Here is a 25,313-nt window from a genome sequence, read left to right on the forward strand (position 1 = left end):
TTTTCACCAGGAATCGCCTTCATGACTTCGCTTCTTCATCCGCCCGTGTTCCGCGTCGCCGCCCGGCAGGCGAACCGTGTGCTGCTCGCGTCCGACGCGGGCGCGACCCTCGAGATCTTCGTGCTCGAGGACGACATCGTGCGCGTGCGCGTGCTGCCCGACGCGACGGCGCGCGACCCGCGCACCTGGACGATCGCACCGGGCCTCGACGACGTGCCGCTCGAGGGCCGCGACCGTCTCGACCTCAGCGGGTTCGCGCTGCCCGTCTACGACTTCGTCGAAGACGACGGCGGCGTGCGCATCGAAACCGCGCAGATCCGTCTCACGGTAAGCCGGCAAGGCGGCCATTGCACGTGGTCGATGCGTGGTGCCGACGGCGCGTGGCGCGTCGTGCTCGCCGACCGCGCGACGCAGGCGTACAACTTCGGCTGGTGGGACCACCGCGCCTATCACTACGTCGCCCGCGAGCGCGGCGACAAGGTGTTCGGCCTCGGCGAGCGCGCGGGCGACCTCGACCGTACCGGCGCGCGCTTCGAGATGCGCAACATCGACGCGATGGGCTACAGCGCGAAGCACACGGACCCGCTCTACAAGCACATCCCGTTCTACGTCACCTGGTCGCCCGACGCGTGCCAGGGCTTCGGGCTGTTCTACGACACGCTGTCGGATTGCGCGTTCGACATGGGCCGCGAGCTCGACAACTACCACGGGCTGTACCGCTACTTCGTCACCGAGCACGGCGATCTCGACTATTACTTCATCGCATCGCCCGACACGCCGCTCACGGCCGCACGACGCTTCACGTGGCTCACCGGGCGCCCGGCGCGCACGCCGAAATGGGGGCTCGGCTATTCGGGCTCGACGATGAGCTACACCGACGCGCCGGACGCGCAGCGCCAGATGAACCAGTTCGTCGAGCAGTGTGAATCGCACGACATCCTGTGCGATTCGTTCCACCTGTCGTCGGGCTATACGTCGATCGGCGCGAAGCGCTACGTGTTCAACTGGAACCGCGAGAAGTTTCCCGACGCGAAGGGTTTCGTGAAGCACTACCGCGACCACGGCATCCGCCTGTGCGCGAACATCAAGCCGTGCCTGCTGCGCGACCATCCCGCGTTCGACGACGCTGCACGGCGCGGGCTGCTGATCCGCTCGGCGTCCGGCGAGCCGGCGTGGGTGCAGTTCTGGGACGAGGTCGGCGCATATATCGACTTCACGCAACCGGACGCCTGTCGCTGGTGGCGCGAGCAGGTCACGTCGGCGCTGCTCGACTACGGGATCGAGTCGACCTGGAACGACAACAACGAATACGAGATCTGGTCGCCCGACGCGATCGCGCACGGCTTCGGCCAGCCGTTCCCCGCGCGCGAGGCGAAAGTGCTGCAGACGATGCTGATGATGCGTGCGTCGCGCGACGCGCAGCGCGCGCATGCGCCGGCGCAGCGGCCGTTCCTCGTGTCACGCTCCGGCGGCGCCGGCATGCAGCGTTATGTGCAGACCTGGTCCGGCGACAACTACACGTCATGGGAAACGCTGCGCTACAACCTGAAGATGGGCCTCGGGCTCGCGCTGTCGGGCGTGTCGAACATCGGCCACGACATCGGCGGCTTCTCCGGTCCCGCACCGTCGCCCGAGCTGCTGCTGCGCTGGGTCCAGTTCGGCATCTTCATGCCGCGCTTCAGCATCCATTCGTGGAATGACGACGGCACCGTCAACGAACCGTGGATGTATCCGGAGATCACCGCGCGGATCGCGTCTCTGATCAAGCAGCGCTACCGGCTGCTGCCTTATCTCTATCACCTGCTGTGGCTGTCGACCACGCGCTACGAGCCCGTGCTGCGGCCGACCTTCGGCGACTTCCCCCGCGACCCGCGCTGCTACGACGAATGCGACGACATGATGCTCGGCGACGCGCTGCTCGTCGCGCCGGTGGTCGACCCGGGCCGCACCGAGCGCACGGTCTACCTGCCGTCGGGCGCGCGCTGGCTGTGCTGCGCGAGCGCGCGGTCGTTCGACGGTGGCGCGAGCGTGACGCTGCCCGCGCCGCTCGACACGCCGGTGATGCTGTTGCGCGAAGGTCGCGTGCTGCCGCTGAACGTCGCCGAGCAACGGTTCGGCGCACGCGCGGACACGCGCGGCTTCCTCGTCGCGCCGCGCATCGAGGACGGTGTCGCATACGGCGAATGCGTCGAGGACGACGGCGAAACGGAAGCGTGGCGCGACGGCGAATACGGGCTTTGGCGCATCGAGACCGGCCGCCAGGCGTCGGGCGAACTCGGCGTGTCGGTCCGCTGGGACGGCCGCATGCATCGCCCCGCCGAGCGCCTCGAGATCCTGCTGCCGGCGTCGCTGCAAGGCGCGCTTGCGGTGCGCGGCGCGCGCGTCGAGCACGATGCGCGGGACGGCGCGTGGCGTCGCCTCGTCGTGGCGCTCGACGACTGACCGCGCACGCTCGGGCAAGCGCCGAGCCATGTTCGGGCGGACCGCGCACGCGGCCCGCCCCTCCACCCAAGAGGAGGCCGTCCAGCCTCCCGCCCCCTGAAGAGACTCGGAGATCGACAATGAAAGCACCGCATAATCGTTATGCAATCCTGATTTTCTCGGCCGCGTCGCTCGGCGCTTCCGCCGCCCATGCGCAGAGCAGCGTGACGCTGTACGGCGTGGTCGACGATTCGCTCGCGTACGTGAACAACCAGCAAGGCCACTCGAACGTGTACATGCGCGACGGCAACCTGTATGCATCGAAGTTCGGGCTGCGCGGCGACGAGGATCTCGGCGGCGGCACACACGCGATCTTCGACCTGCAATCCGGCTTCAACCTGAACACCGGTGCGCAGGCCGCCGCCGGCACGATCTTCAACCGCCAGGCCTTCGTCGGGCTGCGCAACGACCATTACGGCACGGTGACGGCCGGCCGCCAGTACACGCCGTACTTCCTGCTGGTCGGCCCCTACGCGTCGAGCAGCTGGCTGACCGGTGCGACCGGCGCGCATCCGGGCGACATCGACGGCCTCGACACGACCATCCGCGTGAACAACTCGGTCACCTATACGTCGCCGACCTTGTCCGGGCTGACCGCGAGCGCGATGTACGCGTTCGGCGGCATCGCCGGCGCGACCGGCAAGGGCAATACGTTCAGCACCGCGCTGCGCTATGCGAACGGGCCGGTCGGGATCGCGGCCGGCTACCTGCGCATCAACAGCTCGGGTTCGTCGGCGGGGTTCCTGAATCCGGCGACCGCGGCGTCGGGCAGCTTCGCCGTGTCCGTGCTGAACCAGGGCTACCTGACCGCGAAGGCCGTCGAGCAGATCGCAACGGCCGGCAACTACACGCTCGGCAACCTGACGATGGGCCTCAACTACTCGAACGTGAAGTACCTGCCCGGCAACGGCTCCGCGTTCGCGAACACGGCCGTGTTCAACACCTACGGCGCGCTCGCCGCGTACCGCTTCACGCCGACCTTCTCGGTGGCCGGCGCGTTCGCGTACACGCTCGCGTCGAAGGCGAACGGCGTGTCGAACGCGGCCCGCTACCAGCAGTATTCGCTGAAGGAGTCGTACAGCCTGTCGAAGCGCACGACGCTCTATGCGCTGCAGGCGTACACGCATTCGAGCGGGCGGACGCTCGGCGCGCAAGGTGCCGGCCATATCGTCGACGCGGCGCCGATCGTCGGCGACTCGCAGCAGCTCACGCCGTCGACGACGCACGGCCAGTTCGTCGGCATGGCCGGGATCGCCGTAACGTTCTGAACCCGCGGCAGCGCATCGCCCGCCGCCACCCCGGACGGTCCGCATCGTCCGGGGCGCCGGATTCCGCGCCCCCGTCTGCGCTCTTTCGCACGCGCCGCGCAGTGCGAGGGTTTTCGCGATCGGCCCGATACCTTACAATTCGTCAGGTTCATCCCTGCTGCTTGCCCCTTCTTGCAGTCCTGACACCGCGGTACACTCGACGCACGCCGTATCAGGGTCCGACGTGCGACGCGCGCGCCGGGCGGCGTCGCGCCTCGTTGCGCCCACAACTGGATGCCAGCCATGCCAGGTTCCCGTCCCTCGACCCGCACGACGCTCAAGCCGCAGGTCGTGCTGCCCGCGCTCGCAGTCATCGGCGCACTGCTCGTCGTATGCGCGCTGTTCTCCTCCGGCCAGCAATGGGTCGTCGCGCGCTTCGACTGGTTCTACGTGCTCGCCGTCACCACGTTCCTCGTGTTTCTCGTGCTGATCGCGGCGAGCGACTTCGGCAACATCCGGCTCGGCCCCGACGTCGAATACCTGCGCGGCAACGAGATGATCGCCGACGTGCTGCGCCAGTACGAATGCTACGTATCGCTCGCGGCCGATATCCGCGCGCATCTGCTGAGCCGCGCGCCGGGGCACGCAACGGAGGCAGAATGAACGGTACCGTCGCGTTCATCGCATCGTACGGACGCGCGGCCTCGGACGGAGGCGCACGATGAGCGGCCTGCTGCACGATCGCACCGGCGACTTCATCGCGCTCGCGACGCTCGCGGTGCTTTACCTCGGCGGCGTCGGCCTCGCGCTGTGGCGGATCCGCACCGCCGCGCCGCGCGGCAAGGTCTACTGGATCGTCTGCATCGCGTTGCTGGCCGGCGGTGCGATCGCGATCACCGCCAACCTGTCGCCCGTGCCGAACAGCGGCGAGATGCCGCCCGGTTTCGCACTCGGCGTCGAGGCGGTGCTGCTCGGGCTCGCGCTCGTCGCGGCGGGCTGCGCGTGGCTGATGTTGCGTGCGAGGCGCGGCTGATATCTGTCGTTTGCGCGGCGACGCGGCCTTGCCTTGTCATGCGCGAACGGCAGCGTGCATGCCGAACATCGGTCGTCCTCGTAGCCTGACGCGTCATGCAGACGGCGCCCGCGCCGTGACGAGCCAGCACGCCGCCTCGAACCGCACGTCAGCGCCCTGCACGTAAGGCTCGAACGCAGCGCGCACCGTTTCGACCACGCGCCGCCGCGTCGCGTCGTCCGCGTCCTGAAGCGCGAGCCCGACCGGGCCCAGCCGCGCGATGTAGTCGTTCAATGCCGCCTCGGGCAACGCGCACGCCTGGTCGATCGGCTCGATCGCGACGTTGGCCCAGCCACTGTCCGACAGCACCGATGCGATCCGCTGCCGGTCGCCGAACGCGAATTGCCCCGGCGCCCCCGGCTGCCGCGCCGGCAGGTCCGGCAGCAACGTTGCAGCGACACGCTCGGCCGTCGTCATGAACGGATTGTCGGCTGCGCCGCGCCATGCAACGAATCGCAGTTGCGCGTTCGCGCGCGCCGCGTGCCGCAGGTTCGCGAAGGCGCGCACCGGATCGTCGAAGAACATCACGCCGAAGCGCGACACGATCAGGTCGAACCGACCCGGCGCGAATGCATGCGTCTGCGCGTCGGCTTGCACGAAGCCGGCGCCAAGGCCGGCGCGTTCGGCACGCGCCCGTGCGGCGGCAATCATCCGCGCCGAAATATCGACGCCGGTACAGTGCGCGTGCGCACCAAGCCGCCGTGCGATCTCGAGCGTCACCGCGCCGGTGCCGCAGCCGACGTCGAGCACGCTGCTGGCGGATGCCGCGGCCGCCGCGTCCGCGAGCAGCGTCTCGAACGGCTCGAACATCCGGTCGAGCGAGCGCTGCGCGTCGACCCATGCCAGCCCCGACGGGCCATTCCACAGCGCAGACTGCGCTTCGTTTGCCCGGCTGTCTTTCATCGTCGATTCTCCTTTTTCGTCCGTATCGTTGACCGTGATCCGGACTATGCTGCTTCAAGCCGGCTTGAGGTCAAGGCCGCAACCGCGGCACGACTCGCGCGCCGGCCGGCCGCCGTACTCCGTCCTTCACATTTCTTACACTCGCGCTGCGTATCGTTGACGACTTTCCTACGGTGCCTCTCATGCGACGACTCCTCCCGCGCGCACTGCTCGTGCGCTGCGCTCCGCTTGTTGCCCTCGCGGCGCTGTCCGCGTGTTCGAATCACATCGATACGCCCGCCGACCCGGCCAGTGCCGCGATCAACGTTCAGGCCGCGTGGGTCGAGATCGGCGACGCGAACCAGGCAATCGCACGCGTGATCACGAGCTACAGCCCCGCATCCGCGAGCGATCCGCTGTGCCCGCAACTGTCCGTCGACGGCAAGCTGTCGCGCATGACGCTGCGCGCCGGCGCCGCGACCGTCGCGCAGCGCCCGACGGCGAGCGCCCCGGCCGACTCGAAACCGTCGAGCTTCCCGGTGTCGGTCTGCGAAGCGGCGCTGCCGGCCGATGCGCAAACGGCGAGCCTCGCGGGCCGCGCACTGCCGCTGCCGAAAGCGCAGCCGCAGCGCATCGCGATCATCGCCGACACCGGCTGCCGGATGAAGAAGGCCGACAACGCATGGCAGGCGTGCAACGACGCGACGGTCTGGCCGTTCGACACGATCGCGGCGAGCGTCGCGAAGCTGTCGCCGGACCTCGTGCTGCACGTCGGCGACTATCACTACCGCGAAAACGCGTGCCCGCCCGACATCGCCGGCTGCAAGGACAGCCCGTGGGGCTATGGCTGGGATGCGTGGCAGGCCGACCTGTTCCGCCCGGCTGCGCCGCTGTTCGCGAAGGCGCCGTGGGTCGTCGTGCGCGGCAACCACGAGGAATGTGCACGGGCCGGCCAGGGCTGGTACCGCTTCCTCGATCCGCGCCCGTATTCGGCGGCCCGTTCGTGCGACGATCCGGCCAACGACGACGACGCGAACTACTCGGATCCCTATGCGGTGTCGCTCGGCGGCGGCACGCAGGTGATCGTGTTCGACACCGCGAAGGTCGGCCGCAATCCGCTGAAGACGACCGACGCGCAATTCCGCATCTACCAGAAGCAGTTCCAGACGGTCGCGTCGCTCGCGTCGAAGGCCGGCATGTCGACGACGATCTTCACGAACCACCATCCGATCCTTGCGTTCGCGCCGATCGCCGGCAGCACACCCGCGCCGGGCAACCTCGCGCTGCAGTCGGTGATGGCGAGCCTGAACGCGCAGGCGTACTACCCGCCCGGCATCCACGTCGCGCTGCACGGGCACGTGCACGACTTCCAGGCGATCAACTTCTCGTCCGGGCATCCGGCGACGATCGTGTCCGGCAACGGCGGCGACAACCTCGACGTCGCGCTGCCCGACCCGTTCCCCGCCGGCCTGACGCCGGCGCCGGGCGCCGTGATCGAACGGCTGTCGCACAACAACAGCTTCGGTTTCCTGATCATGGAGCGACGCGCGGCGCCGGCGACGGGCTGGGTGTTCCATGCGTATTCGGCGGCGGGCAAGCTGCTCGCGTCGTGCGACCAGGCGGGCAACACGCTCGCATGCGACAAGACGGGGTTCATCGCGCCGTGAGTGATGAAGTTCGATTGCACGGCGGCTTGATGGATTCGGCGTATTCGGCGTGTTCGGCGTGTTCGGCGTGTTCGGCGTGTTCGGCGTGTTCGGCGTGTTCGGCGGATGCGGCGGATGCGGCGGATGCGGCGGATGCAACGGATTCGGCCGGCCGCCGGGGACGAATGGCTGGATCGCAAAGGCAGCGGATTCCTTCGGTCGCCCTTGCCGGGCGTTCGGCGTCCGCCGCGGTTTCGGCCGCCGCCGGTGAACGGGCGGCACGCGCCCTTGCCGCCGCCGTGCTCGCCGGAGCGGCGCTCGCGGTCCACGGCGCACCTGCCGAAACGACCCTGCTCCCCGGCGCGCCGCCGGCGCGCGTCGTCGGCACGATCGGCAACGGCACGCCGCAGGTGACCGACAAGGTCGACGCGGCCACCGCCCGTTTCGCGCCCGACCCGACGCTCGTTGCGCTGGGCCGCCGGATCTTCTTCGATACGCGGCTGTCCGAGCCGCGCGGCATGTCGTGCGCGGGCTGCCACGATCCGGGGCGCGCGTTCGCGCCGACCTTGTCGGCCGCTTCGCTCGCGGGGCCGGGCGTGCCGGAAGGCAGCCGCCACGGGCGCTTCAGCCAGCGCAACGCGCCATCGCTGCTCTACGTGCGCTACGTGCCGCGCCGCCACTTCTACCAGGACGACGACGCGCCCGCGCCGTCGCCGTTCGGCGGCCTGTTCAGCGACGGCCGCGCGGACACGCTCGCCGAACAGATCCGCGGGCCGTTGTTCGACCCGAACGAGATGAACAACCGGTCGCCGGCCGCGCTGCTGCGCAAGGTCGACGGCACCGAACTGGCAGGCGATCTCGCCGCGCGCTTCGGCACGTCGGTGCGGCGCGATCCCGAGCAACTGGTGCGTGCGCTCGGCTCGGCCGTCGAAGCCTATCTGCAGAGCGACGAGATGGCGCCGTTCACGTCGCGCTTCGACGCATTCCTGCACACGCGCAAGCCGCTCGCGCCGGCCGAGATGCGCGGCCTGGCGCTGTTCCGCAATCCCGACAAGGGCAATTGCATGAGCTGCCATACGCTGTCGGAAACGTCGAGCCGGCCGGAGCGCTCGCTCTTCACCGATTTCGGCTACGACGCGATCGCGGTGCCGCGCAACCACGCGCTGCCCGCGAACCGTGATCCACGCCATTTCGACAATGGTCTGTGCGATACGGCTGCGCGGCTGCGCTGGCCCGAGCCGACGCAATGGTGCGGCTACCTGCGCACGCCGGGACTGCGCAACGTCGCGGTCAAGCAGACGTTCATGCACAACGGCGTGTTCACGACGCTGCGCGACGCGGTCGCGTTCTACAACACGCGCTCGACCGACCCGGGCCGCTGGTATCACGGCGCCCGGACGTTCGACGACGTGCCGGCCGCCTATCGCGGCAACATCAACGTCAATTCGACGCCGATGAACCGTCGGCCCGGCACGCCGCCCGCGCTGACCGATGCGGAAATCGACGACATCGTCGCGTTCCTCGGCACGCTGACCGACGCACGCTACGCGAATCCCGTCCCACCCGCCGCGCGGATCGCCCGCACTGCCGCGCCGGCGCGTTGACCCTGGCCGAACGGCCAGGCGCGTGCGCATCCGCTTGCGATCGCCACAAATACTGTTTATATTTACAGTACTGTATTTATGAACAGTGAGGTGCGCGATGGAACATCTGGTCCGTATCGTCAACGACACCGATCGCCAAGTGCTGGCATGGCTGCGTACGCAGGTCGGCGACGCCCGCGTCGAGCGTGCGGCGCGCCAGCTCGGGCATTCGCGAAAGCCCTTTCCGTCGGCGGTATGCCGGTACCTGGGCATGAGCGCGCCGGCGACGCTGCGCCAGGCGGAGCGGCCGCGTGCCGCACGCGACTTCTCGGTCGGAGATCGCTATCTGTCGCTGATCCGTCAGCACCTCGCCGCGCATACGGTCAGCCGATGAAATCGCCGAAATCGTATCGTCGGCGCGTCGCCGCGCGGCGGCCGGCCGGGGAGAACGCGGCGAGCCGGATCGGCCGGCCCGTGCCCTCTTCACGACTGCCGCGCCCGGTAGCCAACGCGCCGGCCCGGTCGACACCCGCCCCGCTCACGCAGCGGCCGCCGCGTCGCGTATCAACTGGCCGAGCGTTTCGATTGCCGCTTCATGTGCCGTGTCGAACACCCGCGTGCAGGCAAGCCGGATATACGCGTCAAAGCGGTCGGAATTCGAGAAGATCGCGCCTGGCGCGATCCTTACCCCGCGTGCCAGCGCAGCATCGAACAAGGCTTCGGAACGCACGCCGTCCGGCAGCGCGATCCACAGCAGCATGCCGCCGGGCGGCCGGTTCATCCGCGTGCCGGCGGGAAAATGGCGCGCGATCGCATCGATCGTCACATCGCGCTGCACGCGAAGCTGTTCGCGAAACCGGTGCAGGTGGCGGTCGAACGCACCCGAGCCGACGAATTCGGCCGCGACGGCCTGCAGCAACGCGGCGTTGTGCCGGCTATGCGCGAACTTGAGCATCTTCACGCGCGCGTGCCAGCGGCCCGCGCTCATCCAGCCGAGCCGCATTCCGGGCGCCAGCACCTTGTTGAGCGACGGGCAATAGATCACCGTGCCGTCGCGGTCCCATGCCTTCACGGGTTTCACCGCGTGCGGCGCTTCCACGAGTTCGCGATACGGCTCGTCCTCGATCACGGCCACGCCGTGACGCGAGCACAGCGCGACCAGCGCGGCCTTGCGTTCGTCGGGCATCACGCTGCCGAGCGGGTTCTGCAGATTCGGCACGACGACCACGGCCCGAATATCCGGGTACGCGGACAGCGCTACGTCGAGCGCTTCGATCGACAACCCGGTCGTCGGGCTGGCCGGAATCTCGAGTGCGCGCAGGCCGAGGCTTTCGAGCAACTGGATCAAGCCGAAAAAGGCCGGCGATTCGATCGCGATCGTGTCGCCGGGGCGCGCCACCGCGCGCAACGCGAGATTCACGGCATCGACGCCGCCGCTCGTCGATATCACGTCGTCCGGCGACACGGTCACGCCGTACGACAGCGCGCGTTTGGCCATCGTCTGCCGGAATTCGGCCGAGCCGCCAACCGGCCCCGCGTCGGTCAGCAGCGTCGGCTTTCGCCGTAGCAGCCGGATCGCCAGCGCCTGCAGGCGCTCGGCCGGGTACAGCGTCGCCAGCGCGGATGCGCCACCGAGATTCAGCGCGTCGGGCATCGCGTTCGCGCGGTCGATCACGCGCGACACGCGTTCGTGCAGCCCCGCGAACGGCGGCTCGACGCTCAGCGGCTGCCCGTCGCTTTCCGGCAGCGTGTCGAGCGCGGCCGCCGCGCGCCGGCGCACGAAGTAGCCCGAGCGCGGCCTGGCTTCGCACCAGCCCGTATCCTCGAGCCGCCGGAAGGCCTGGGTCGCGGTCGACAGGCTCACGCCGTGCTGCGCCATGAACGCACGCACGGACGGCATCCGGTCGCCGGGCGACAGCGTGCCGGCCGCGATGATGCGGCGGTAATGCTCGGCGAGCCGTTCGTAAAGCGGCTCGCCGGCCATCGGCAAAGTCATGCGGGATGGATCGGTGATGGACGTCATGCGGGTCATCCTGCCCGCGCGCTCGGGCACACGCCAGATACAGATTCGGGAGAAACCCGCCGATACAGCAGCATGAAATCGCCGCCTGCACCGTAACAGATACCCGTCCCCTGAATCTGTCCTGCCCGCACGCGTTTCCTTAACCTGATTGCACGCTGTCGCCCTGCCATCGCCGGGCCGCGCAACCGGGAAAAGGACACGCCATGCGGACGCACGACATCCGGCTCGACGCCGGGCAAAGCCACTTTGCGTGGTTCGACAAGGGCAGCCGCGTCATCGTGCTCGACGGCGCGCTCGCGGTCACGTTACGTCACGGCGGGCTCGACTGGCTGCCCGATGCGCCGCAATACGTTCGCCGCGTGCTCGACGAAGGCGAATGCCTGACGATCGAGACGGCCGGTCACGTGGCATTGTCCGCCGGCGGTGCCGGGCCGGTTGCCGCGACCGTCGCGGAGCCCGCGGCCAGACCCGGCGTGTTCGCGGTGTGGCGCACATGGCTGCATCGGGCGTCCGCGCGGCTGCTCGGCGAGCGGCATGTGCGCGAGCAGTCCTGACGCGGCGGCTGCACGCCGTCGCCGGTGTCGCCACGCGATCACCGTGTCGCTCCACCCGGCGACGAATTCGTGCCCGGCCGCGCGACGGCTACAGACCGTCGCCGTTGTCGCCGCACGATCACCGTGTCGCTCCCCCGGCGACGAATTCGAACCCGGCCGGCGCCCTCGCTGCGCCGGGCCGATTCGGCCACGCCGACAACGTCGGCTGCAGCAGCCGCGCCTTGCTACCGCACCTTCCGCGCGCGCTCGATCCATTCGAACAACGCCATCCCGGCCAGCATCGCGCCGACGAACGCGATGCCCTTCACCGACCCGAGCCCGACCGACACGATCGCCGGCCCCGGGCAGAACCCGGCAAGCCCCCAGCCGATGCCGAACACGGCGCTGCCGGCGACGAGGCGCACCGTAATCGTCCGCACGGCCGGCCACTGGATCGGCAGGCCGAGCAACGACCGCGTCCGATGCTTCGCCCATGCGAACGCGAACACGGCGACGCTGATCGCGCCGGCCATCACGAATGCGAGCGACGGATCCCAGCGGCCAGCCAGGTCGAGAAAACCGAGCACCTTCTGCGGGTTGGCCATCCCCGACACGATGAGGCCGACGCCGAACACCAGCCCCGCGAGAAACGCGAATCCTGCCTGCATGTCAGCCCCCGAGCACGTGCCGTTGCACGAAGACGGTCGCGAAGCCCGCGACCATGAACACCGCCGTCGCGACGATCGAGCGCGTCGCGCCGCGCGACAACCCGCAGACACCGTGACCGCTCGTGCATCCGCCCGCATAGCGCGTGCCGATCCCGACCAGCAGGCCGGCCGCCAGCAACTCGCCCCAGCCTGCATCGACCTGCGGCGTCACGGCGGCACCGGCGACACGCATCATCAGCGGCGCGGCGATCAGCCCGGCGACGAATGCGGCGCGCCAGTCACGCTCCGCCGCACCGGCCGTGAACAGGCTGCCGACGATGCCGCTGATTCCGGCGATCCGCCCGTTGAACGCCATGAGCCACGCGGCCGCAAGCCCGATCAGCACGCCGCCGGCAAGCGACAGCCACGGCGTGAAATGAAGCGCATCAAGCTGCATCGCGGGTCCCCTTCGCGGCCGGGCCGCAGAACTGTTCGTACAGCACGCCCATCACCGCGATCGCAGCCGGGCTGTCGAGCGAGTAGTGGATGTTCTTGCCTTCGCGGCGCGTGCGGACGAGCGCATTGTCCCGCAACACACCGAGCTGCTGCGACAGGGTCGGCTGGCGAATATCCAGCCGCGCCTCGAGATCGCTCACGCAGCGTTCGCCCTGCGACAGTTCGCACAGCAGCAGCAACCGGTCGGGATTGGACAGCACCTTGAGCAGCGCGCACGCCGATTCGGCGGCGGCGCGCATCTGATCGGGCTCGGGCAGCCCGGTGGAAGGGTCGGCGTTCATGAGGGCGATCGCATTCGATTAACGAATCGATATTATATCTATTTATATATCGTTGATTCGTACTTTCGGTCGGCGCCATCAGAAGAAAAAAGGACGGCGCCGTCTGCGACGCCAGCCCCTGCCTCCGCTACGCCTGCTCGCCGGCCATCGCATCGGCTGCCGCCGCGCGCTTCTCGCCGGCCCGTACCGCGCCCAGCACCAGCACCGCGATCCCGGCGATCACGCACGGCACCGCGACGAATGCGAAGGCGATCGGCAACGGCAGCCCCATCGCGAGCATCGCCCCGCCCGCCATCGAACCGACGACCGACCCGCCGCGGCCGATCCCGTTCGCCCAGCTCACGCCCGTGGTCCGGCACTCGGTCGGGTAGAACGCGGCCGACAGCGCGTTCGCGCCGACCTGCGAGCCCGACACGCAGAAGCCCGCCGCGAACACGACCAGCGCGGCGCCCGCCGGCGACGCGGCCAGCACGCCGATCGCCGCGACGAACACGCCGGCCGCCGCATAGCTGCATGCGAGCACGCGATGCGGATCGAAGCGGTCCATCAGCCCGCCGAGCACGATCGCGCCGAGCGTGCCGCCGACCTGGAACATCGCGGTCACGCGCGCGGCCGTCTGCAACGTCGCGCCGGTCGTGCGCAACAGCGTCGGCAGCCAGCTCGACAACAGGTAGATGACGAGCAGGCTCATGAAGAACGTGAGCCACAGCAGCAGCGTGCCGCGCAGCAGATCGGCGCCGAACAGGCGGCCGAGCGGCGAACCGGCCGGCTTGCCGCGCGGTGCGATGAACGACGCATGCGCGAGATGCGGGTCCGGTGCGATGCGTGCGAGCATCGCCGCGATCCGTTCGCGCGCCGCGCCGGTGTTGACGAGGTAGCGCACCGATTCGGGCAAGCGCCACGCGAGCACCGGCAGAAGCAGCAGCGGCGCGGCACCGCCGACGACGAGCACCGCGCGCCAGCCGTCGCGCTCGATCAGCGACGCGGCCGCAAGTCCGCCGAGCGCGGAGCCGATCGTGAAGCCGCAGAACATCGTCGTCACGAGCAGCGAGCGCCGCCGCGCGGGGCAATATTCGGACGTCAGCGTGATCGCGTTCGGCATCGCGCCGCCGAGCCCGAGGCCCGTCACGAAGCGCCACGCGATCAGTTCGGTCAGACCGTCCGCGCTCGCCGACGCCGCACTCGCGATGCCGAAACACGCGACACAGGCGAGCAGCAGGCGCTTGCGGCCGAACCGGTCGCCGAACGGCCCGAACACGAGCGCGCCGGCCATCAGCCCGGCGAGCCCCGCGCCGAACACCGGCGCGAGCTGCGCGGGCGACAGGCCCCATTCCGCGCGAATGACGGGGGCGATGAACCCGATCGATGCCGTGTCGAAACCGTCGATCGCGACGATCAGGAAGCACAGCACGACGATCGCGGCCTGAAACGGCGCAACGCGATGCCGGTCGATCCATTCGCTGACGTCGATGGACAGCGTATCGGCCATGATGATGTCTCCTCCATGAAGGCGGTCGCGCGCGATGTCGTTGAAATGCGCGCCGCCGGATGCAAACTGAAATGCGTCAGGCAACGGACTTCAGGCAATCCTCCGCGCGCCAGCCGTGCAGCCAGTCGAGCGCGTCGTAGAACTGCGCCTGCGTGCGTCCGACCCACAGCGCGTTGCGCACCTGCCGCTCGACGCCCTTCGCGTGATAGATCCGCCCCATTTCGCGCGCCGAATACAACACACGCGCGGTGCGCGGAATCCGCACGCGCTCGTACAGCGCGAACGCGGCCTCGAAGTCGCCATCGGTCTGCGCGACGGCCGCGCCGAGCGTCACCGCATCCTCGAGCGCCTGGCACGCGCCCTGCGCGATGTACTGCGTCATCGGATGGGCAGCGTCGCCGAGCACCGTCGCGCGGCCCGCGCTCCAGCGCTCGACCGGGTCGCGATCGGCGGTCGCCCAGCGCTTCCACGACGTCGGCCGGTCGAGCATCTGCTTCGGCAGCGGATGGATGCCGTCGAAGTACGACAGCACTTCCTCCTTGCTGCCGTCGCGCACGCCCCAGGTTTCCTGCTCGCGGCTGTGGAACGTGACGACCAGGTTGTACTGCCGGCCGCCGCGCAGCGGATAGTGGACGAGATGGCAATGCGGGCCGGCCCAGACGACCGGCGCATTGATCTGCAGATCCTTCGGCATGTTGTCGACGTCGACGACCGCGCGATACACGACGTGCCCCGTCACGCGATGCGCGTCGCCGATCAGCGCGTGACGGATCGCGGATTTCACGCCGTCGCAACCGATCACCGCATCGGCGCGATAATGCTCGCCGTGCTGATCGGTCACGGTCACGCCGTGGCCGTCCTGCTCGAACCCGCACACCTGCGTGCTGGTGCGGAATTCGATCAGCGGATGATCCTTGACCGCCTCGTAGATCGACAGGTGAATGTCCGCGCGATGAATCACCGCATACGGGTTGCCGAAGCGTTCGCGATACGCGGCGCCCGTATCGATGCACGCGACTTCCCGCGCATCGACCGCATCCATCAGTTGCAGCCGGTCGGTGAACACCGCCCGGCCGCGCGCGGCCTCGCCGACGCCCAGCGCGTCGAGCGCGTTGAACGCGTTCGCGGCGAGCTGGATCCCTGCGCCGATCTCGCCGATTTGCGCGGCCTGCTCGAGCAGCTTCACGCGAATGCCCTGGCGCGCGAGCGCCAGCGCCGTCGCGAGCCCGCCGATGCCGCCGCCGATCACGAGTACGCGTCGGCCTGTGTTGTGTGTCTCGCCCATGTCTGTCTCCTGCTTCGTGTTACGCGATGTAGTCCGGTTGCCGCTGCGGCTGCGCTGCGTCGAATGCCGGCTCGCGCCGCGCGTGTTCGTGAATCGCCAGGCTGCGCGGATACGCGCTCAGGTCGCAATCCATCCGCAGCGCGTTCGCGACCTGCGGCACGAGGCATACGTCGGCGAGCGTCGGCGCCTCGCCGAAACACCACGGGCCCGTGTCCGCGCGCGCGAGCAAACGCTCGACGCCGGCCATCCCTTCCGCGACCCAGTGCCGGTACCACGCGCTCTTCTGCTGCGGCGTGACCTGCAGTTCGCTGTCGAGGTAGCGCAGCACCCGCAGGTTGTTGACCGGGTGGATGTCGCATGCGATCAGCGTCGAGAGTTCCAGCACGCGTGCGCGCTGCCGCGGTTCGAGCGGAATCAGCCGCGGCGCCGGATGAATCCGGTCGAGGTAGTCGATGATCGCGAGCGACTGGCCGAGACGGAAATCGCCGTCGACGAGCGCCGGCACGGACGCCGACGGATTCACCTGCGCGACGTAGCCGGCCTCGCGGTGCGCGCCCGTGCGGATGTTCACGGGCAGCGTGTCGTACGGCAGTCCCTTCAGCGAGAGCGCGATGCGCACCCGATAGGATGTCGAACTGTTGAAAAAGCTATGCAGTTGCACGATGTGACCTTTCGAGGAAAGCGAGGCGCGCGCGTCAGACCACGCGCACGGCCAGTTCGCCGAGCCGCTCGACGCCGACCTGCATCACGTCGCCCTTGACCACCGCGCCGACGCCTTCCGGCGTGCCGGTGAAGATCACGTCGCCCGGTTCGAGGCGGAAGAATTTCGACAGGTCGGCGACCGTTTCCGCGACCGACCAGATCAGGTGCGACACGTCGCTCTTCTGCTTCGTCGCGCCGTTGACGGTCAGCCACAGGCCGGCCTGCTCGACATGACCGACTTCGCTCGCCGGATGCACGGGGCCGATCGGCGCGGAACGGTCGAACGCCTTGCCGATTTCCCACGGCCGGCCCATCTCGCGCATCTTCATCTGCAGGTCGCGGCGCGTCATGTCGAGGCCGACCGCATAACCCCACACGTGCTCGAGCGCACGCTCGAGCGGAATGTCGGCGCCGCCCTTGCCGATCACCGCGACGAGCTCGGCTTCGTAGTGATAGTTCTGCGTCTGCGACGGATACGCGAGATCGAGCGTTTCGCCGTAGGCGACCGGCACGATCGAATCGGCCGGCTTGCAGAAGAAGAACGGCGGTTCGCGATCGGGATCGAAGCCCATTTCGCGCGCATGGGCCGCGTAGTTGCGGCCGACGCAGTACACGCGGCGCACCGCGAAGCGGGCGTCGCTGCCGGCGACGGGAAGCGCCACCGGCGCTTCGGGCGGGAAAACGTAAGTCATGAACGGCTCCAGCTTGAGCATGAAGGAAGGAACGCGCGCCGCATCGGCAGCGCACGCAACGATGCGGGGAAAAAACGGCGTCAGTCGCGCGCTTCGCGCAGCAGGTTCAGCGCGGACAGCACCGGCCGGTCGGAATAGCTGAACAGCACGCTGTCGGACGACGCCGACAGCCGCACCGGCGCCCACGACGGCGCGACGAAGATGTCGTGCGGCTCGAACGCGAACGCGTCGCCGCCGATGTGCGCGGTGCCGCTGCCTTCGACGACGCAGTAGATCGTCGCGTCGGTGCTGCGATACGTGCGGCCGTCGAAACCGGCGGGCAGGAACTGCATGAAGGTCGCGATCGTCGGCATCGGCCAGCCGCCCGTCGCGGGGTTCACGTAGCGCAGCTTCACGCCGTCCCACGCGTCGAGTTCGCCGTTGCGGTACAGCGCGTCGAGCGCGTCGCGGGTGCGCGCATACGGATAGCTGAACACCGGCGATGTCGGATCGCTCGCGCGATGCCGCACCGGCACCATGTTGTGGCCGAAGCGCGCGAAGCTGTCGCCTTCCGCGCGGCTCACCGGCTGCTCGGCCTTCGGATAGTTTTCGGCGAAACCCGCGTCGAGGTTCGCGACGAGCGGAATGTCGAGCCCGTCGAGCCACACGACCGGCTCGCCGCCGTCTTCCACCGACGGGTTGCCGTGGTCGTGCCACGCCCACGACGGCGTGATGATGAAGTCGCCCGGATGCATCGTCGTGCGCTCGCCGTTCACCGCGGTCCATGCGCCCTTGCCTTCGACGATGAAGCGCAGCGCCGACTGCGTATGCCGGTGACTCGGCGCGATCTCGCCGGGCAGGATCAGCTGCAGGCCTGCGTACAGGGTCGGCGTCATGCTCGACTTGCCGGGCAGACCCGGGTTCTCCAGCACCAGCACGCGGCGCACGGCTTCTTCCGCGCTGATCACGCTGCCGGCCTGCATCACCAGGTCGCGCACCCGCGCGTACTTCCAGATCGCGGCCTGCGCGGCCGGCTGCGGCGTCTTCGGCACGAGGTTGTGCAGCGATTCCCACAACGGCGCGAGGCGCTGCTCGGCGATCCGTGCGTAGTAATCGGCGCGCGACGTATCCGGGTGTCGGCTGGTCATTGATGTCTCCTTGGGGCGGCCGATCGCGGTCGGCGCTGTGTCGGGTCGGGGACCGCGTGCCGCAGTCCGTTAGCGCATTTATATTCGACGCAGACATACCCGGTAAAATGGTGAAATCATCTAATCCATATTGATTCGGATATACCTACCGATACGGAGCGTGCGATGGACTGGACCCACCGGCTGCGCTTGCGGCACCTGCAGGTCCTGCTGAGCCTGGCCAGCACGGGCAACCTGAGCCAGTCGGCGGCTGCGCTCGCGACCACCCAGCCGGCGCTGTCGAAATGGCTGAAGGAACTCGAGGAGGATGTCGGCCTGCCGCTGTTCGAGCGGCATGCGCGCGGCTTGCGGCCGACGGCCTACGGCGACGCGCTGATCGAGCATGCGCGCCGCGTGGAGGCGCAGCTCGACGTCGCGCGCGACGACATGGCCGCGCTGCGCGAAGGCGGCAGCGGCCTGGTCACGATCGGCACGTCGGGCGTCGCAGCCGCCGATACGGTGCCGCTCGCGGTATCGCAGTTGCTGAAGCGGATGCCGCGCGCGCAGGTGCGGCTCGCGGAGAGCACGATGAACCAGCTGATGCCGCAGCTCGCGCGCGGCGAGCTGGACATCGTCGTCGGCCGTTCCGGGTCCGCGTCCGTCGATCCGCATCTGCACGCCGAAGCGCTGTATGTCGATCCGGTGGTGTTCGTCGCGCGGCCCGATCATCCGCTCGTCGGCGCGGCATCCGTCGGCTGGGACGAGGTGCTGGCCTGCTCGTGGATCGTCTGGCCGTCCGGCACACCCGTGCACAACGCGCTGCAGGTCGCGCTGACGGCCGCCGGGCGCGTGCAGCCGCCGCATTGCGTCGAATCGAATTCGTCGATCCTGAACCTCACGCTGCTGAACAACACCGACCTGCTCGGCGTCGCATCGCATCGTGCCGCGCGGCGCTTCGAGCAATTGAACGCGATCCGCATCCTGCCGATGCGGCTCGAGGGCCAGGGCGCGGTGTCGATCTACTGGCATCCGGACAGCGCGAAGCGCGCGGCCGTGGCCGCCGCGATCGAGTGCCTGCGTGCCTGTGCGGCGCCGCAGGTGGGCGGATGGGAGAAAGTGAAGGCGGAGTGAGCGACGCAGCGACCCGGCGCGAACCGGGCGCTGCGCCGTGGCGCATCAGGCGCCGTCGCAGGACGCGATGTCGTCCAGCATCAGCGTGCCGACCCGCGCGGGCACGAGCGGCGTGCGCGGCACCGGCGGCGTCCAGCCGAACAGCGCCTGCGCGGCCGCGCCGCACACGCGGCCCTGGCATGCGCCCATCCCGCAGCGCGTCTGCAGCTTCGCGGCCGTCCAGCCCGGCGCAGGCGCGACCGCGTCTGCGACCGCGTCGAAGCGCACGTCCTCGCAACGGCACAGCAGCGTATCGGGCCGCGCGAGCTTGCGGATCGGCTCGCGAATCGCGAAGCGCTCGCGCACCGCATCCGCGAACGCCTGCCAGTGCGCGCGCTGCGCAATCCGCTCGGCCAGCGGCGCCGTCTGCCCGGTGGCCGCGTAGCCGGCGATTTCGCCTTCGACCATCGCCAGTTCGCTGCCGCCGACACCTGTGCACTCGCCCGCCGCGAAACAGCCGTCGCGGCTCGTGCGCTGATGCGCGTCGACCACGACCGCGCCGTTTTCTATCCGGCAGCCGAGATGGCTCGGCAGCACGGTGTTCGGCACGAGGCCGAAGCCGCACGCGAGCCGGTCGCAGTCGACCTCGAACTCGCGCTCGCCCTGCCGGATCCGCACGCGTTCGAGCCGCTTGTCGCCGAACGCCTCGACGACGTAGGCATTGGGCCGGTAGGCGGCCGTGACGAGCTTCGCGGCCTGCGCGAGCTTCGACGGCCAGCGCCACAGCCCCGCGCCGAAACCGGCCACGTCGCTCCACCCCGCCTGTTCGAGCACGTGCGACACCTGCGCGCCGGCCTGACGGGCCGTCGCCGCGCTCGCGAGCAGCAGCGGGCCGCTGCCGGCGATCACCGTGCGCTGCCCGCGCACGTCGAGGCCGTACTTGATCAGGGCCTGCAGGCCGCCCGCGCCGGTCACGCCCGGCAGCGTCCAGCCCGGGAACGGCAGCAGCAGCTCGCGCGCACCGCAACACACGATCAGCGTGTGGAATTCGAGCAGGAAGCCGCGCTCGTCGTCCTCGAGCAGCAGCGTGCCCGGCTGCGTTTCGGCCACGATGCGCGTGGCCGCGAGATGCGTGACGTTCGGCTGACGCAGCACGGCCAGGCGTTCCGCCGCGGCCGGCACCGGCGTCGCGGCCGCCGCCTGGCGCCAGATCTGCCCGCCCGCGCGCGGATTGTCGTCGACGATCGCGACCGTCGCACCGCTTCGTGCAACGGCCCGCGCCGCCGACAGTCCGGCCGGGCCCGCACCGACGATCGCGACGTCGACGCTCAGTCGTTCCTGTTTCGCCATACTCATCGCGTCCGCTCCACCCGCATCCCGTCGCGGCACAGCGTCTGGCAAGCCAGACGGCGGCGGCCGTCGATCGTCATCCTGCACTCCTGGCAGATGCCCATACCGCAAAACGGCGCGCGCGCCGCACCCGTGCACGACACGCGCGTCGTGTCGTCGCCGCTCGCCGCGACGGCGGCCGCGACGGTCGCGCCGTCGGCCACCGTCAGCGCGCGGCCGTCCAGATGAATGATCATGTCAGCCTCCGCCGGGCCGCCCCAAGGGGGCCGACCGCCCCCGCGGGGGGCGCCTTGCATGGGACCGGAGTAAGCGCTGAAGCGCCAACTCCGGTCGACAGCGAACGAAGTGAGCGTGGGGGGTGTTTCATGTCAGCGCTCCGGCTACGGGGGACGTCGTCAGGAAACGTCCCGGCAAATACGGTTCAATGTCGATGGGCGGCCGCTCGCCGGTCATCAATGCGGCGACGAGCCGCGCACTGCCCGGCGCGGTCGTCACGCCGAGCCCTTCGTGCCCGACCGCGAGCCATACGCCCGGCCGCGCCGGATGTTCGCCGAGCAGCGGCAGGCCGTCGGGGCTCGCGGAACGGAAACCCGTCCATGCGCGAATCCCGTTCAGGTCGGCCAGGTCCGGCAGATAGCCGGCCGCGCGGCGCAGCATGCGCGCGAGGACCGGCGGCTCGATGCGCGCGTCCTCGGTATCGAACTGGCGCGACGAGCCGATCAGCAGCTGGCCGGTCGGCCGCGGCTGCACGTTGAACGCGACCGACGTGCCGTCGCTCGCATGCGCGCTCGCCGCATAGCCGAGTTCGACGAGCTGGTGCGACACCTGGCCCGGGTAACGATCGGTGATCAGCAGATGGCCCTTCTTCGGGCGCAGCGGCAACTCGGGCAACAGCGTGCGCGCGGCGACGCCGTTCGCTACGACCACGCGTTCCGCGCGCAGCGTGTCGCCGCTCGCGAGCGTCACGCTCGGACCGTCGACCGCCACCGCGCGCTCGCGCCGCAACGTGATGCCCGGCGCGCGCTGCAGCAGCCAGCTCGCGGCGACGGGCGCATAGAGAATCGCGTCGCCGGGAATCTTCAGCGCGCCGCCGAGGCCCGCGCGCAGCATCGGCTCGAGTTGCGCGAGCGCTGCCGCGTCGATCAGTTCGCCCGCGACGCCATGCGCGGCGAGCGTCGCCTGCTTGGTGCGCGCGAGGTCCATCTCGTTGGCATCCGCCGCGAGCCACAGCGTGCCGCAGTTGCGGTACGCGCAGCCTTCCGGCATCTCGCCGGCGAGCGCGCGCCACAGCTCGATCGAGTAATGACTCAGCGCGAGCTCGGCCGCGTTGTCGTCCATCGCGACGAGGTGCCCCATGCCGGCGCCGGTTGCGCCGCCGCTCGCGTCGTCGACGACGAGCACGCGCAGCCCGCGCTGCGCGAGTTCGTGCGCACACGCCGCGCCGACGATGCCGGCGCCGATCACGACGACGTCGGTCCGGGTCTCGCTCACGACACGATGCCCCAGCCGAACGGATCGTCTTCCTCGATCAGGAGCGTCGCTTCTGCGCTCAGGTGCGCGCTGCCGCGGATCGTCGGCACGATGCCGCCGTCGGCCTGCGCATAGCTCGCCTGGAACACGCTGCCGATCACGCTCGCCTGATGCCATACGACGCCCGGCTCGAGCTTGCCGTCGGCCGCAAGGCACGCGAGCTTCGCGCTCGTGCCGGTGCCGCACGGCGAACGGTCGTACGCGTGGCCCGGGCACAGCACGAAGCTGCGGCTGTCGTGCTCGGCGTCGTCCGCGAACAGTTCGATATGGTCGATCTCGCCGCCGTTCGCGCCGGTGATGCCCGCGCGTTCGAGCCCTGCGCGCACTGCGGACGAATAGGCGGTCAGCGCGGCGACGTTGTCGCCGGTCACGCGCTGGCCGTGATCGCTGATCAGGAAGAACCAGTTGCCGCCCCACGCGATGTCGCCCTTCACGGGGCCGTAGCCCGGCACGTCGACATCGACGGCCTTCGCATGGCGATACGCGAGCACGTTGCGCACGCTGACCGACAGGTCGTCGTGCAGCGTCGCCTCGACGGTGCCGACCGGCGTTTCGATCCGGTGCACGCCCGGCTCGATGCGGCCCATGTGATGCAGCGTGCGCACGACGCCGATCGTACCGTGCCCGCACATCCCGAGATAGCCGCTGTTGTTGAAGAAGATCACGCCGGCCGCCGCCTCCGGCGACACCGGCTCGCACAGCAGCGCGCCGACCAGCACGTCGCTGCCGCGCGGCTCGAGAATGCACGCGGTGCGATAGCGATCATGCTCGCGCGCGAGCACGTCGCGGCGCTCGGCCATCGTGCCGTTGCCGAGCGAGGGGAAACCGGACACGACGAGCCGCGTAGGTTCGCCGCCCGTGTGCGAATCGATGATCTGGATGCGCTTCATCATGAGCCGTCCGATGTGGGGAAAAGAGCATAGCTTCCTCCGTCGCGCGTCCGTCCGCTTGTGGCTTTTCGATAAGGACGGCGACGAAATCGGCATAGTGCGAAGCGCCCTTCGCGGCCCTTCCGGCCACTGTGCCGATTTCGTCATTTTGCTCCGCGATCCGGCTCAAGCGTGATGGGTGTTTGCACGGCGATACTGGTTGCACGTCGACACGCCTGTCGTCGACCGATACGAAGCAGGAGATTGCAGTGAGCCGAAACGCCATCCAGCGGACCGGAGTTTTCCCCGCCCTCAGCAACCGGTTCGCACCGGGCGCTTCCATCGCTTTCGACGCCGCGCACCGCGCCGATCGGAACCGGGCGAACCGCTGACCGATTTCCCCCCGGCGGTGCAACGGCATCCCCCGTCGCATCGCCGCTTCCGGTCCGGCATGGCTCGCGCGGGCCGTTCGCTGCGGCGCCAACCCGCGCCGCGCATGAACGGTCCCCGGCCCGCGCCGGTCGCTCGAACCGGTCGCACGCCGGCCGGCAGGTGTTGCGCCGCTGCTCCGTCGGAGCGCGGCGCAAGCCACACCTGCACCGATATTTCCCAGGAGACAAACCCATGCCAGGCCAAGGCAACACACACCCGTCCGTCCCGCTTTCCCGTTCCGTGCCCGCCGACGGCGGTCACGGCAAATTCAAGAAGCAGCTGTCGCTGACCGACCTGACGTTCATCGGCCTCGGCGCGATCTTCGGTTCGGGGTGGCTGTTCGCCGCGAGTCACGTGTCGACGATCGCCGGCCCGGCCGGCATCTTCTCGTGGCTGCTCGGCGGCTTCGCGGTACTGCTGCTCGGCATCGTCTACTGCGAGCTCGGCGCCGCGCTGCCGCGCGCGGGCGGCGTGGTCCGCTATCCGGTGTTCTCGCACGGCCCGCTGCTCGGCTACCTGATGGGCTTCATCACGCTGATCGCGTTCTCGAGCCTGATCGCGATCGAAGTGGTCGCCGCGCGCCAGTACGCGGCCGCGTGGTTTCCCGGCCTGACCAAGGCCGGCTCGAGCGACCCGACCACGCTCGGCTGGCTCGTGCAGGCCGCGCTGCTGTGCTTGTTCTTTTACCTGAACTATTCGAGCGTGAAGACGTTCGCGAAGGCGAACAACATCATCAGCATCTTCAAGTTCATCGTGCCGCTGTCGGTGATCGCGGTGCTGTTCACGTTCTTCAAGCCCGCCAACCTGACCATGCACGGCTTCGCGCCGTTCGGCATGCCGGGCATCGAGATGGCCGTGTCGGCCGGCGGCATCATCTTCGCGTACCTCGGCCTCACGCCGATCGTGTCGGTTGCGAGCGAAGTGCGCAATCCGCAGCGCACGATCCCGATCGCGCTGATCCTGTCGATCCTGCTGTCCACGCTGATCTACGTGCTGCTGCAGCTCGCGTTCATCGGCAGCATCCCGACCGACATGCTGGCCGCCGGCTGGCACGACGTGAGCAAGGCGTTCTCGCTGCCGTACCGCGACATCGCGCTCGCACTCGGCGTGGGCTGGCTCGCGGTGATGGTCGTCGCCGACGCGATGATCTCGCCGAGCGGCTGCGGCAACATCTACATGAACGCGACGCCGCGCGTCGTCTACGGCTGGGCGAAGACGGGCACGTTCTTCAAGGTGTTCACGCGTGTCGACGAGGCATCGGGCATCCCGCGCGCGGGCCTGTGGCTCACGTTCGGCCTCGCGATCTTCTGGACCATGCCGTTCCCGTCGTGGGAAGCGCTGATCAACATCGTGTCGGCCGCGCTCGTGCTGAGCTACGCGGTCGCGCCCGTGTCGGTCGCCGCGCTGCGCCGCACCGCGCCCGGCCTGCCGCGGCCGTTCCGCGCGGTGGCGTTCGGCATCACCGGCCCCGCGTCGTTCGTGATCGCCGCGCTGATCGTCTACTGGTCGGGCTGGAGCACGGTGTCCTGGCTGCTCGGCCTGCAGATCGTGATGTTCGTGATCTATCTCGCGTGCCGCCGCTGGGTGCCGACCGCGCACCTGAGCCTCGCCGAACAGGTGCGCTCGTCCGCGTGGCTGATCGCGTTCTACGCAGCCATGATCGTGCTGTCGTACTTCGGGGGCTTCGGCGGCACGGGTCAGCTCGCGCATCCGTACGACACGGTCGTCGTGGCGGCCGTCGCGCTCGTGATCTTCTACTGGGGCGCCAACACCGGCATCCGTTCCGACAAGCTGCAGCTCGAAGACGACGAAGACTGACGCACCCGCTTTCCCCTTT

At 69.3% G+C, this 25,313-nt stretch carries 24 protein-coding genes and 1 pseudogene; 11 read left to right on the plus strand and 14 right to left on the minus strand.

Annotated elements, in window-relative coordinates; all coding sequences use genetic code 11:
• Positions 1 to 21 precede the first annotated feature (21 nt).
• From U4Y91_RS15870 to U4Y91_RS15885, 4 genes and pseudogenes are all read left to right on the plus strand, one after another.
• Positions 22 to 2,442 carry a glycoside hydrolase family 31 protein gene (locus tag U4Y91_RS15870; protein WP_321805809.1) on the plus strand — a complete coding sequence of 807 codons (2,421 nt, stop codon included), beginning with the start codon at positions 22 to 24 and terminating at the stop codon, positions 2,440 to 2,442.
• A 119-nt stretch (positions 2,443 to 2,561) separates the two neighbouring features.
• Positions 2,562 to 3,749 carry a porin gene (locus U4Y91_RS15875; protein WP_321805810.1) on the plus strand — a complete coding sequence of 396 codons (1,188 nt, stop codon included), beginning with the start codon at positions 2,562 to 2,564 and terminating at the stop codon, positions 3,747 to 3,749.
• Between the two features lie 282 nt (positions 3,750 to 4,031).
• Positions 4,032 to 4,259, plus strand: a pseudogene (locus tag U4Y91_RS15880) (BCCT family transporter); the annotation flags it as partial.
• Positions 4,260 to 4,449: 190 nt separating this feature from the next.
• Positions 4,450 to 4,761, plus strand: a complete 312-nt coding sequence (locus U4Y91_RS15885) for a hypothetical protein (RefSeq protein ID WP_044843140.1) — start codon at positions 4,450 to 4,452, stop codon at positions 4,759 to 4,761.
• 93 nt (positions 4,762 to 4,854) lie between these two features.
• Here the strand turns inward: U4Y91_RS15885 and U4Y91_RS15890 are convergent, their stop codons facing one another.
• A complete protein-coding gene (locus U4Y91_RS15890) occupies positions 4,855 to 5,703 on the minus strand; it encodes a class I SAM-dependent methyltransferase (RefSeq protein WP_321805811.1) in 849 nt (282 codons plus the stop codon).
• 182 nt (positions 5,704 to 5,885) lie between these two features.
• Between U4Y91_RS15890 and U4Y91_RS15895 the strand changes: the two genes are divergently transcribed.
• The 4 genes from U4Y91_RS15895 (at position 5,886) to U4Y91_RS15910 (ending at position 9,305) form a co-directional block, all read left to right on the plus strand.
• A complete protein-coding gene (locus U4Y91_RS15895; protein ID WP_321805812.1) occupies positions 5,886 to 7,349 on the plus strand; it encodes a metallophosphoesterase family protein in 1,464 nt (487 codons plus the stop codon).
• A gap of 49 nt (positions 7,350 to 7,398) precedes the next feature.
• On the plus strand, positions 7,399 to 7,599 hold the full coding sequence (locus U4Y91_RS15900; protein WP_321805813.1) for a hypothetical protein: 201 nt from the start codon (positions 7,399 to 7,401) through the stop codon (positions 7,597 to 7,599).
• 28 nt (positions 7,600 to 7,627) lie between these two features.
• Positions 7,628 to 8,932, plus strand: a complete 1,305-nt coding sequence (locus U4Y91_RS15905) for a cytochrome-c peroxidase (protein WP_321805814.1) — start codon at positions 7,628 to 7,630, stop codon at positions 8,930 to 8,932.
• 97 nt (positions 8,933 to 9,029) lie between these two features.
• A complete protein-coding gene (locus tag U4Y91_RS15910) occupies positions 9,030 to 9,305 on the plus strand; it encodes a hypothetical protein (protein ID WP_321805815.1) in 276 nt (91 codons plus the stop codon).
• A 144-nt stretch (positions 9,306 to 9,449) separates the two neighbouring features.
• On the opposite strand, the gene U4Y91_RS15915 is transcribed toward U4Y91_RS15910, so the two are convergent.
• Positions 9,450 to 10,943, minus strand: a complete 1,494-nt coding sequence (locus U4Y91_RS15915) for a PLP-dependent aminotransferase family protein (RefSeq protein WP_321805816.1) — start codon at positions 10,941 to 10,943, stop codon at positions 9,450 to 9,452.
• Positions 10,944 to 11,137: 194 nt separating this feature from the next.
• Here U4Y91_RS15915 and U4Y91_RS15920 point away from each other — a divergent pair, with 194 nt between their 5' ends.
• Positions 11,138 to 11,488 (plus strand): hypothetical protein, encoded by a 351-nt coding sequence (locus U4Y91_RS15920; protein ID WP_321805817.1) that lies wholly within the window; start codon positions 11,138 to 11,140, stop codon positions 11,486 to 11,488.
• Positions 11,489 to 11,712: 224 nt separating this feature from the next.
• Here U4Y91_RS15920 and U4Y91_RS15925 read toward each other — a convergent pair whose 3' ends face one another.
• The 8 genes from U4Y91_RS15925 to gtdA all read right to left on the minus strand — a co-directional run bounded on the left by U4Y91_RS15925 (position 11,713) and on the right by gtdA (position 18,206).
• Positions 11,713 to 12,135 (minus strand): DUF6691 family protein, encoded by a 423-nt coding sequence (locus U4Y91_RS15925; RefSeq protein WP_321805818.1) that lies wholly within the window; start codon positions 12,133 to 12,135, stop codon positions 11,713 to 11,715.
• Between the two features lies 1 nt (position 12,136).
• Positions 12,137 to 12,571, minus strand: coding sequence for a YeeE/YedE family protein (locus U4Y91_RS15930; protein ID WP_321805819.1), 435 nt, complete (start codon positions 12,569 to 12,571; stop codon positions 12,137 to 12,139).
• Positions 12,561 to 12,911, minus strand: a complete 351-nt coding sequence (locus tag U4Y91_RS15935) for an ArsR/SmtB family transcription factor (RefSeq protein ID WP_044842893.1) — start codon at positions 12,909 to 12,911, stop codon at positions 12,561 to 12,563. The genes U4Y91_RS15930 and U4Y91_RS15935 overlap by 11 nt, the downstream gene beginning before the upstream one ends.
• Before the next feature lie 127 nt (positions 12,912 to 13,038).
• Positions 13,039 to 14,400 carry an aromatic acid/H+ symport family MFS transporter gene (locus U4Y91_RS15940; protein ID WP_321805820.1) on the minus strand — a complete coding sequence of 454 codons (1,362 nt, stop codon included), beginning with the start codon at positions 14,398 to 14,400 and terminating at the stop codon, positions 13,039 to 13,041.
• 76 nt (positions 14,401 to 14,476) lie between these two features.
• Complete coding sequence (locus U4Y91_RS15945) at positions 14,477 to 15,685, minus strand: 3-hydroxybenzoate 6-monooxygenase (protein WP_321805821.1); 1,209 nt, start codon at positions 15,683 to 15,685, stop codon at positions 14,477 to 14,479.
• 19 nt (positions 15,686 to 15,704) lie between these two features.
• Positions 15,705 to 16,346 (minus strand): maleylacetoacetate isomerase, encoded by a 642-nt coding sequence (gene maiA, locus U4Y91_RS15950; protein ID WP_321805822.1) that lies wholly within the window; start codon positions 16,344 to 16,346, stop codon positions 15,705 to 15,707.
• 34 nt (positions 16,347 to 16,380) lie between these two features.
• A complete protein-coding gene (locus U4Y91_RS15955) occupies positions 16,381 to 17,079 on the minus strand; it encodes a fumarylacetoacetate hydrolase family protein (RefSeq protein WP_321805823.1) in 699 nt (232 codons plus the stop codon).
• A gap of 80 nt (positions 17,080 to 17,159) precedes the next feature.
• Positions 17,160 to 18,206, minus strand: a complete 1,047-nt coding sequence (gene gtdA, locus U4Y91_RS15960; RefSeq protein ID WP_321805824.1) for a gentisate 1,2-dioxygenase — start codon at positions 18,204 to 18,206, stop codon at positions 17,160 to 17,162.
• Between the two features lie 165 nt (positions 18,207 to 18,371).
• On the opposite strand from gtdA, the gene U4Y91_RS15965 reads away from it, so the two are divergent.
• Positions 18,372 to 19,316, plus strand: coding sequence for a LysR family transcriptional regulator (locus U4Y91_RS15965; RefSeq protein WP_321805825.1), 945 nt, complete (start codon positions 18,372 to 18,374; stop codon positions 19,314 to 19,316).
• Positions 19,317 to 19,361: 45 nt separating this feature from the next.
• Here the strand turns inward: U4Y91_RS15965 and U4Y91_RS15970 are convergent, their stop codons facing one another.
• From U4Y91_RS15970 to U4Y91_RS15985, 4 genes are all read right to left on the minus strand, one after another.
• Positions 19,362 to 20,645 carry an FAD/NAD(P)-binding oxidoreductase gene (locus U4Y91_RS15970; protein ID WP_321805864.1) on the minus strand — a complete coding sequence of 428 codons (1,284 nt, stop codon included), beginning with the start codon at positions 20,643 to 20,645 and terminating at the stop codon, positions 19,362 to 19,364.
• Between the two features lie 2 nt (positions 20,646 to 20,647).
• A complete protein-coding gene (locus U4Y91_RS15975) occupies positions 20,648 to 20,881 on the minus strand; it encodes a 2Fe-2S iron-sulfur cluster-binding protein (protein WP_011658575.1) in 234 nt (77 codons plus the stop codon).
• A 127-nt stretch (positions 20,882 to 21,008) separates the two neighbouring features.
• Positions 21,009 to 22,136 (minus strand): FAD-dependent oxidoreductase, encoded by a 1,128-nt coding sequence (locus U4Y91_RS15980; protein ID WP_321805826.1) that lies wholly within the window; start codon positions 22,134 to 22,136, stop codon positions 21,009 to 21,011.
• Positions 22,133 to 23,065 carry a 4-hydroxyproline epimerase gene (locus tag U4Y91_RS15985; protein WP_321805865.1) on the minus strand — a complete coding sequence of 311 codons (933 nt, stop codon included), beginning with the start codon at positions 23,063 to 23,065 and terminating at the stop codon, positions 22,133 to 22,135. Before U4Y91_RS15985 ends, U4Y91_RS15980 begins: the two co-directional genes overlap by 4 nt.
• Positions 23,066 to 23,668: 603 nt before the next feature.
• Between U4Y91_RS15985 and U4Y91_RS15990 the strand changes: the two genes are divergently transcribed.
• Positions 23,669 to 25,294: an APC family permease gene (locus U4Y91_RS15990; RefSeq protein WP_257772406.1), complete on the plus strand. Its 1,626-nt coding sequence runs from the start codon at positions 23,669 to 23,671 to the stop codon at positions 25,292 to 25,294.
• Positions 25,295 to 25,313: the final 19 nt, after the last annotated feature.

The organism is Burkholderia sp. BCC1993 (genome assembly GCF_905339865.1).
Lineage (GTDB): Bacteria > Pseudomonadota > Gammaproteobacteria > Burkholderiales > Burkholderiaceae > Burkholderia.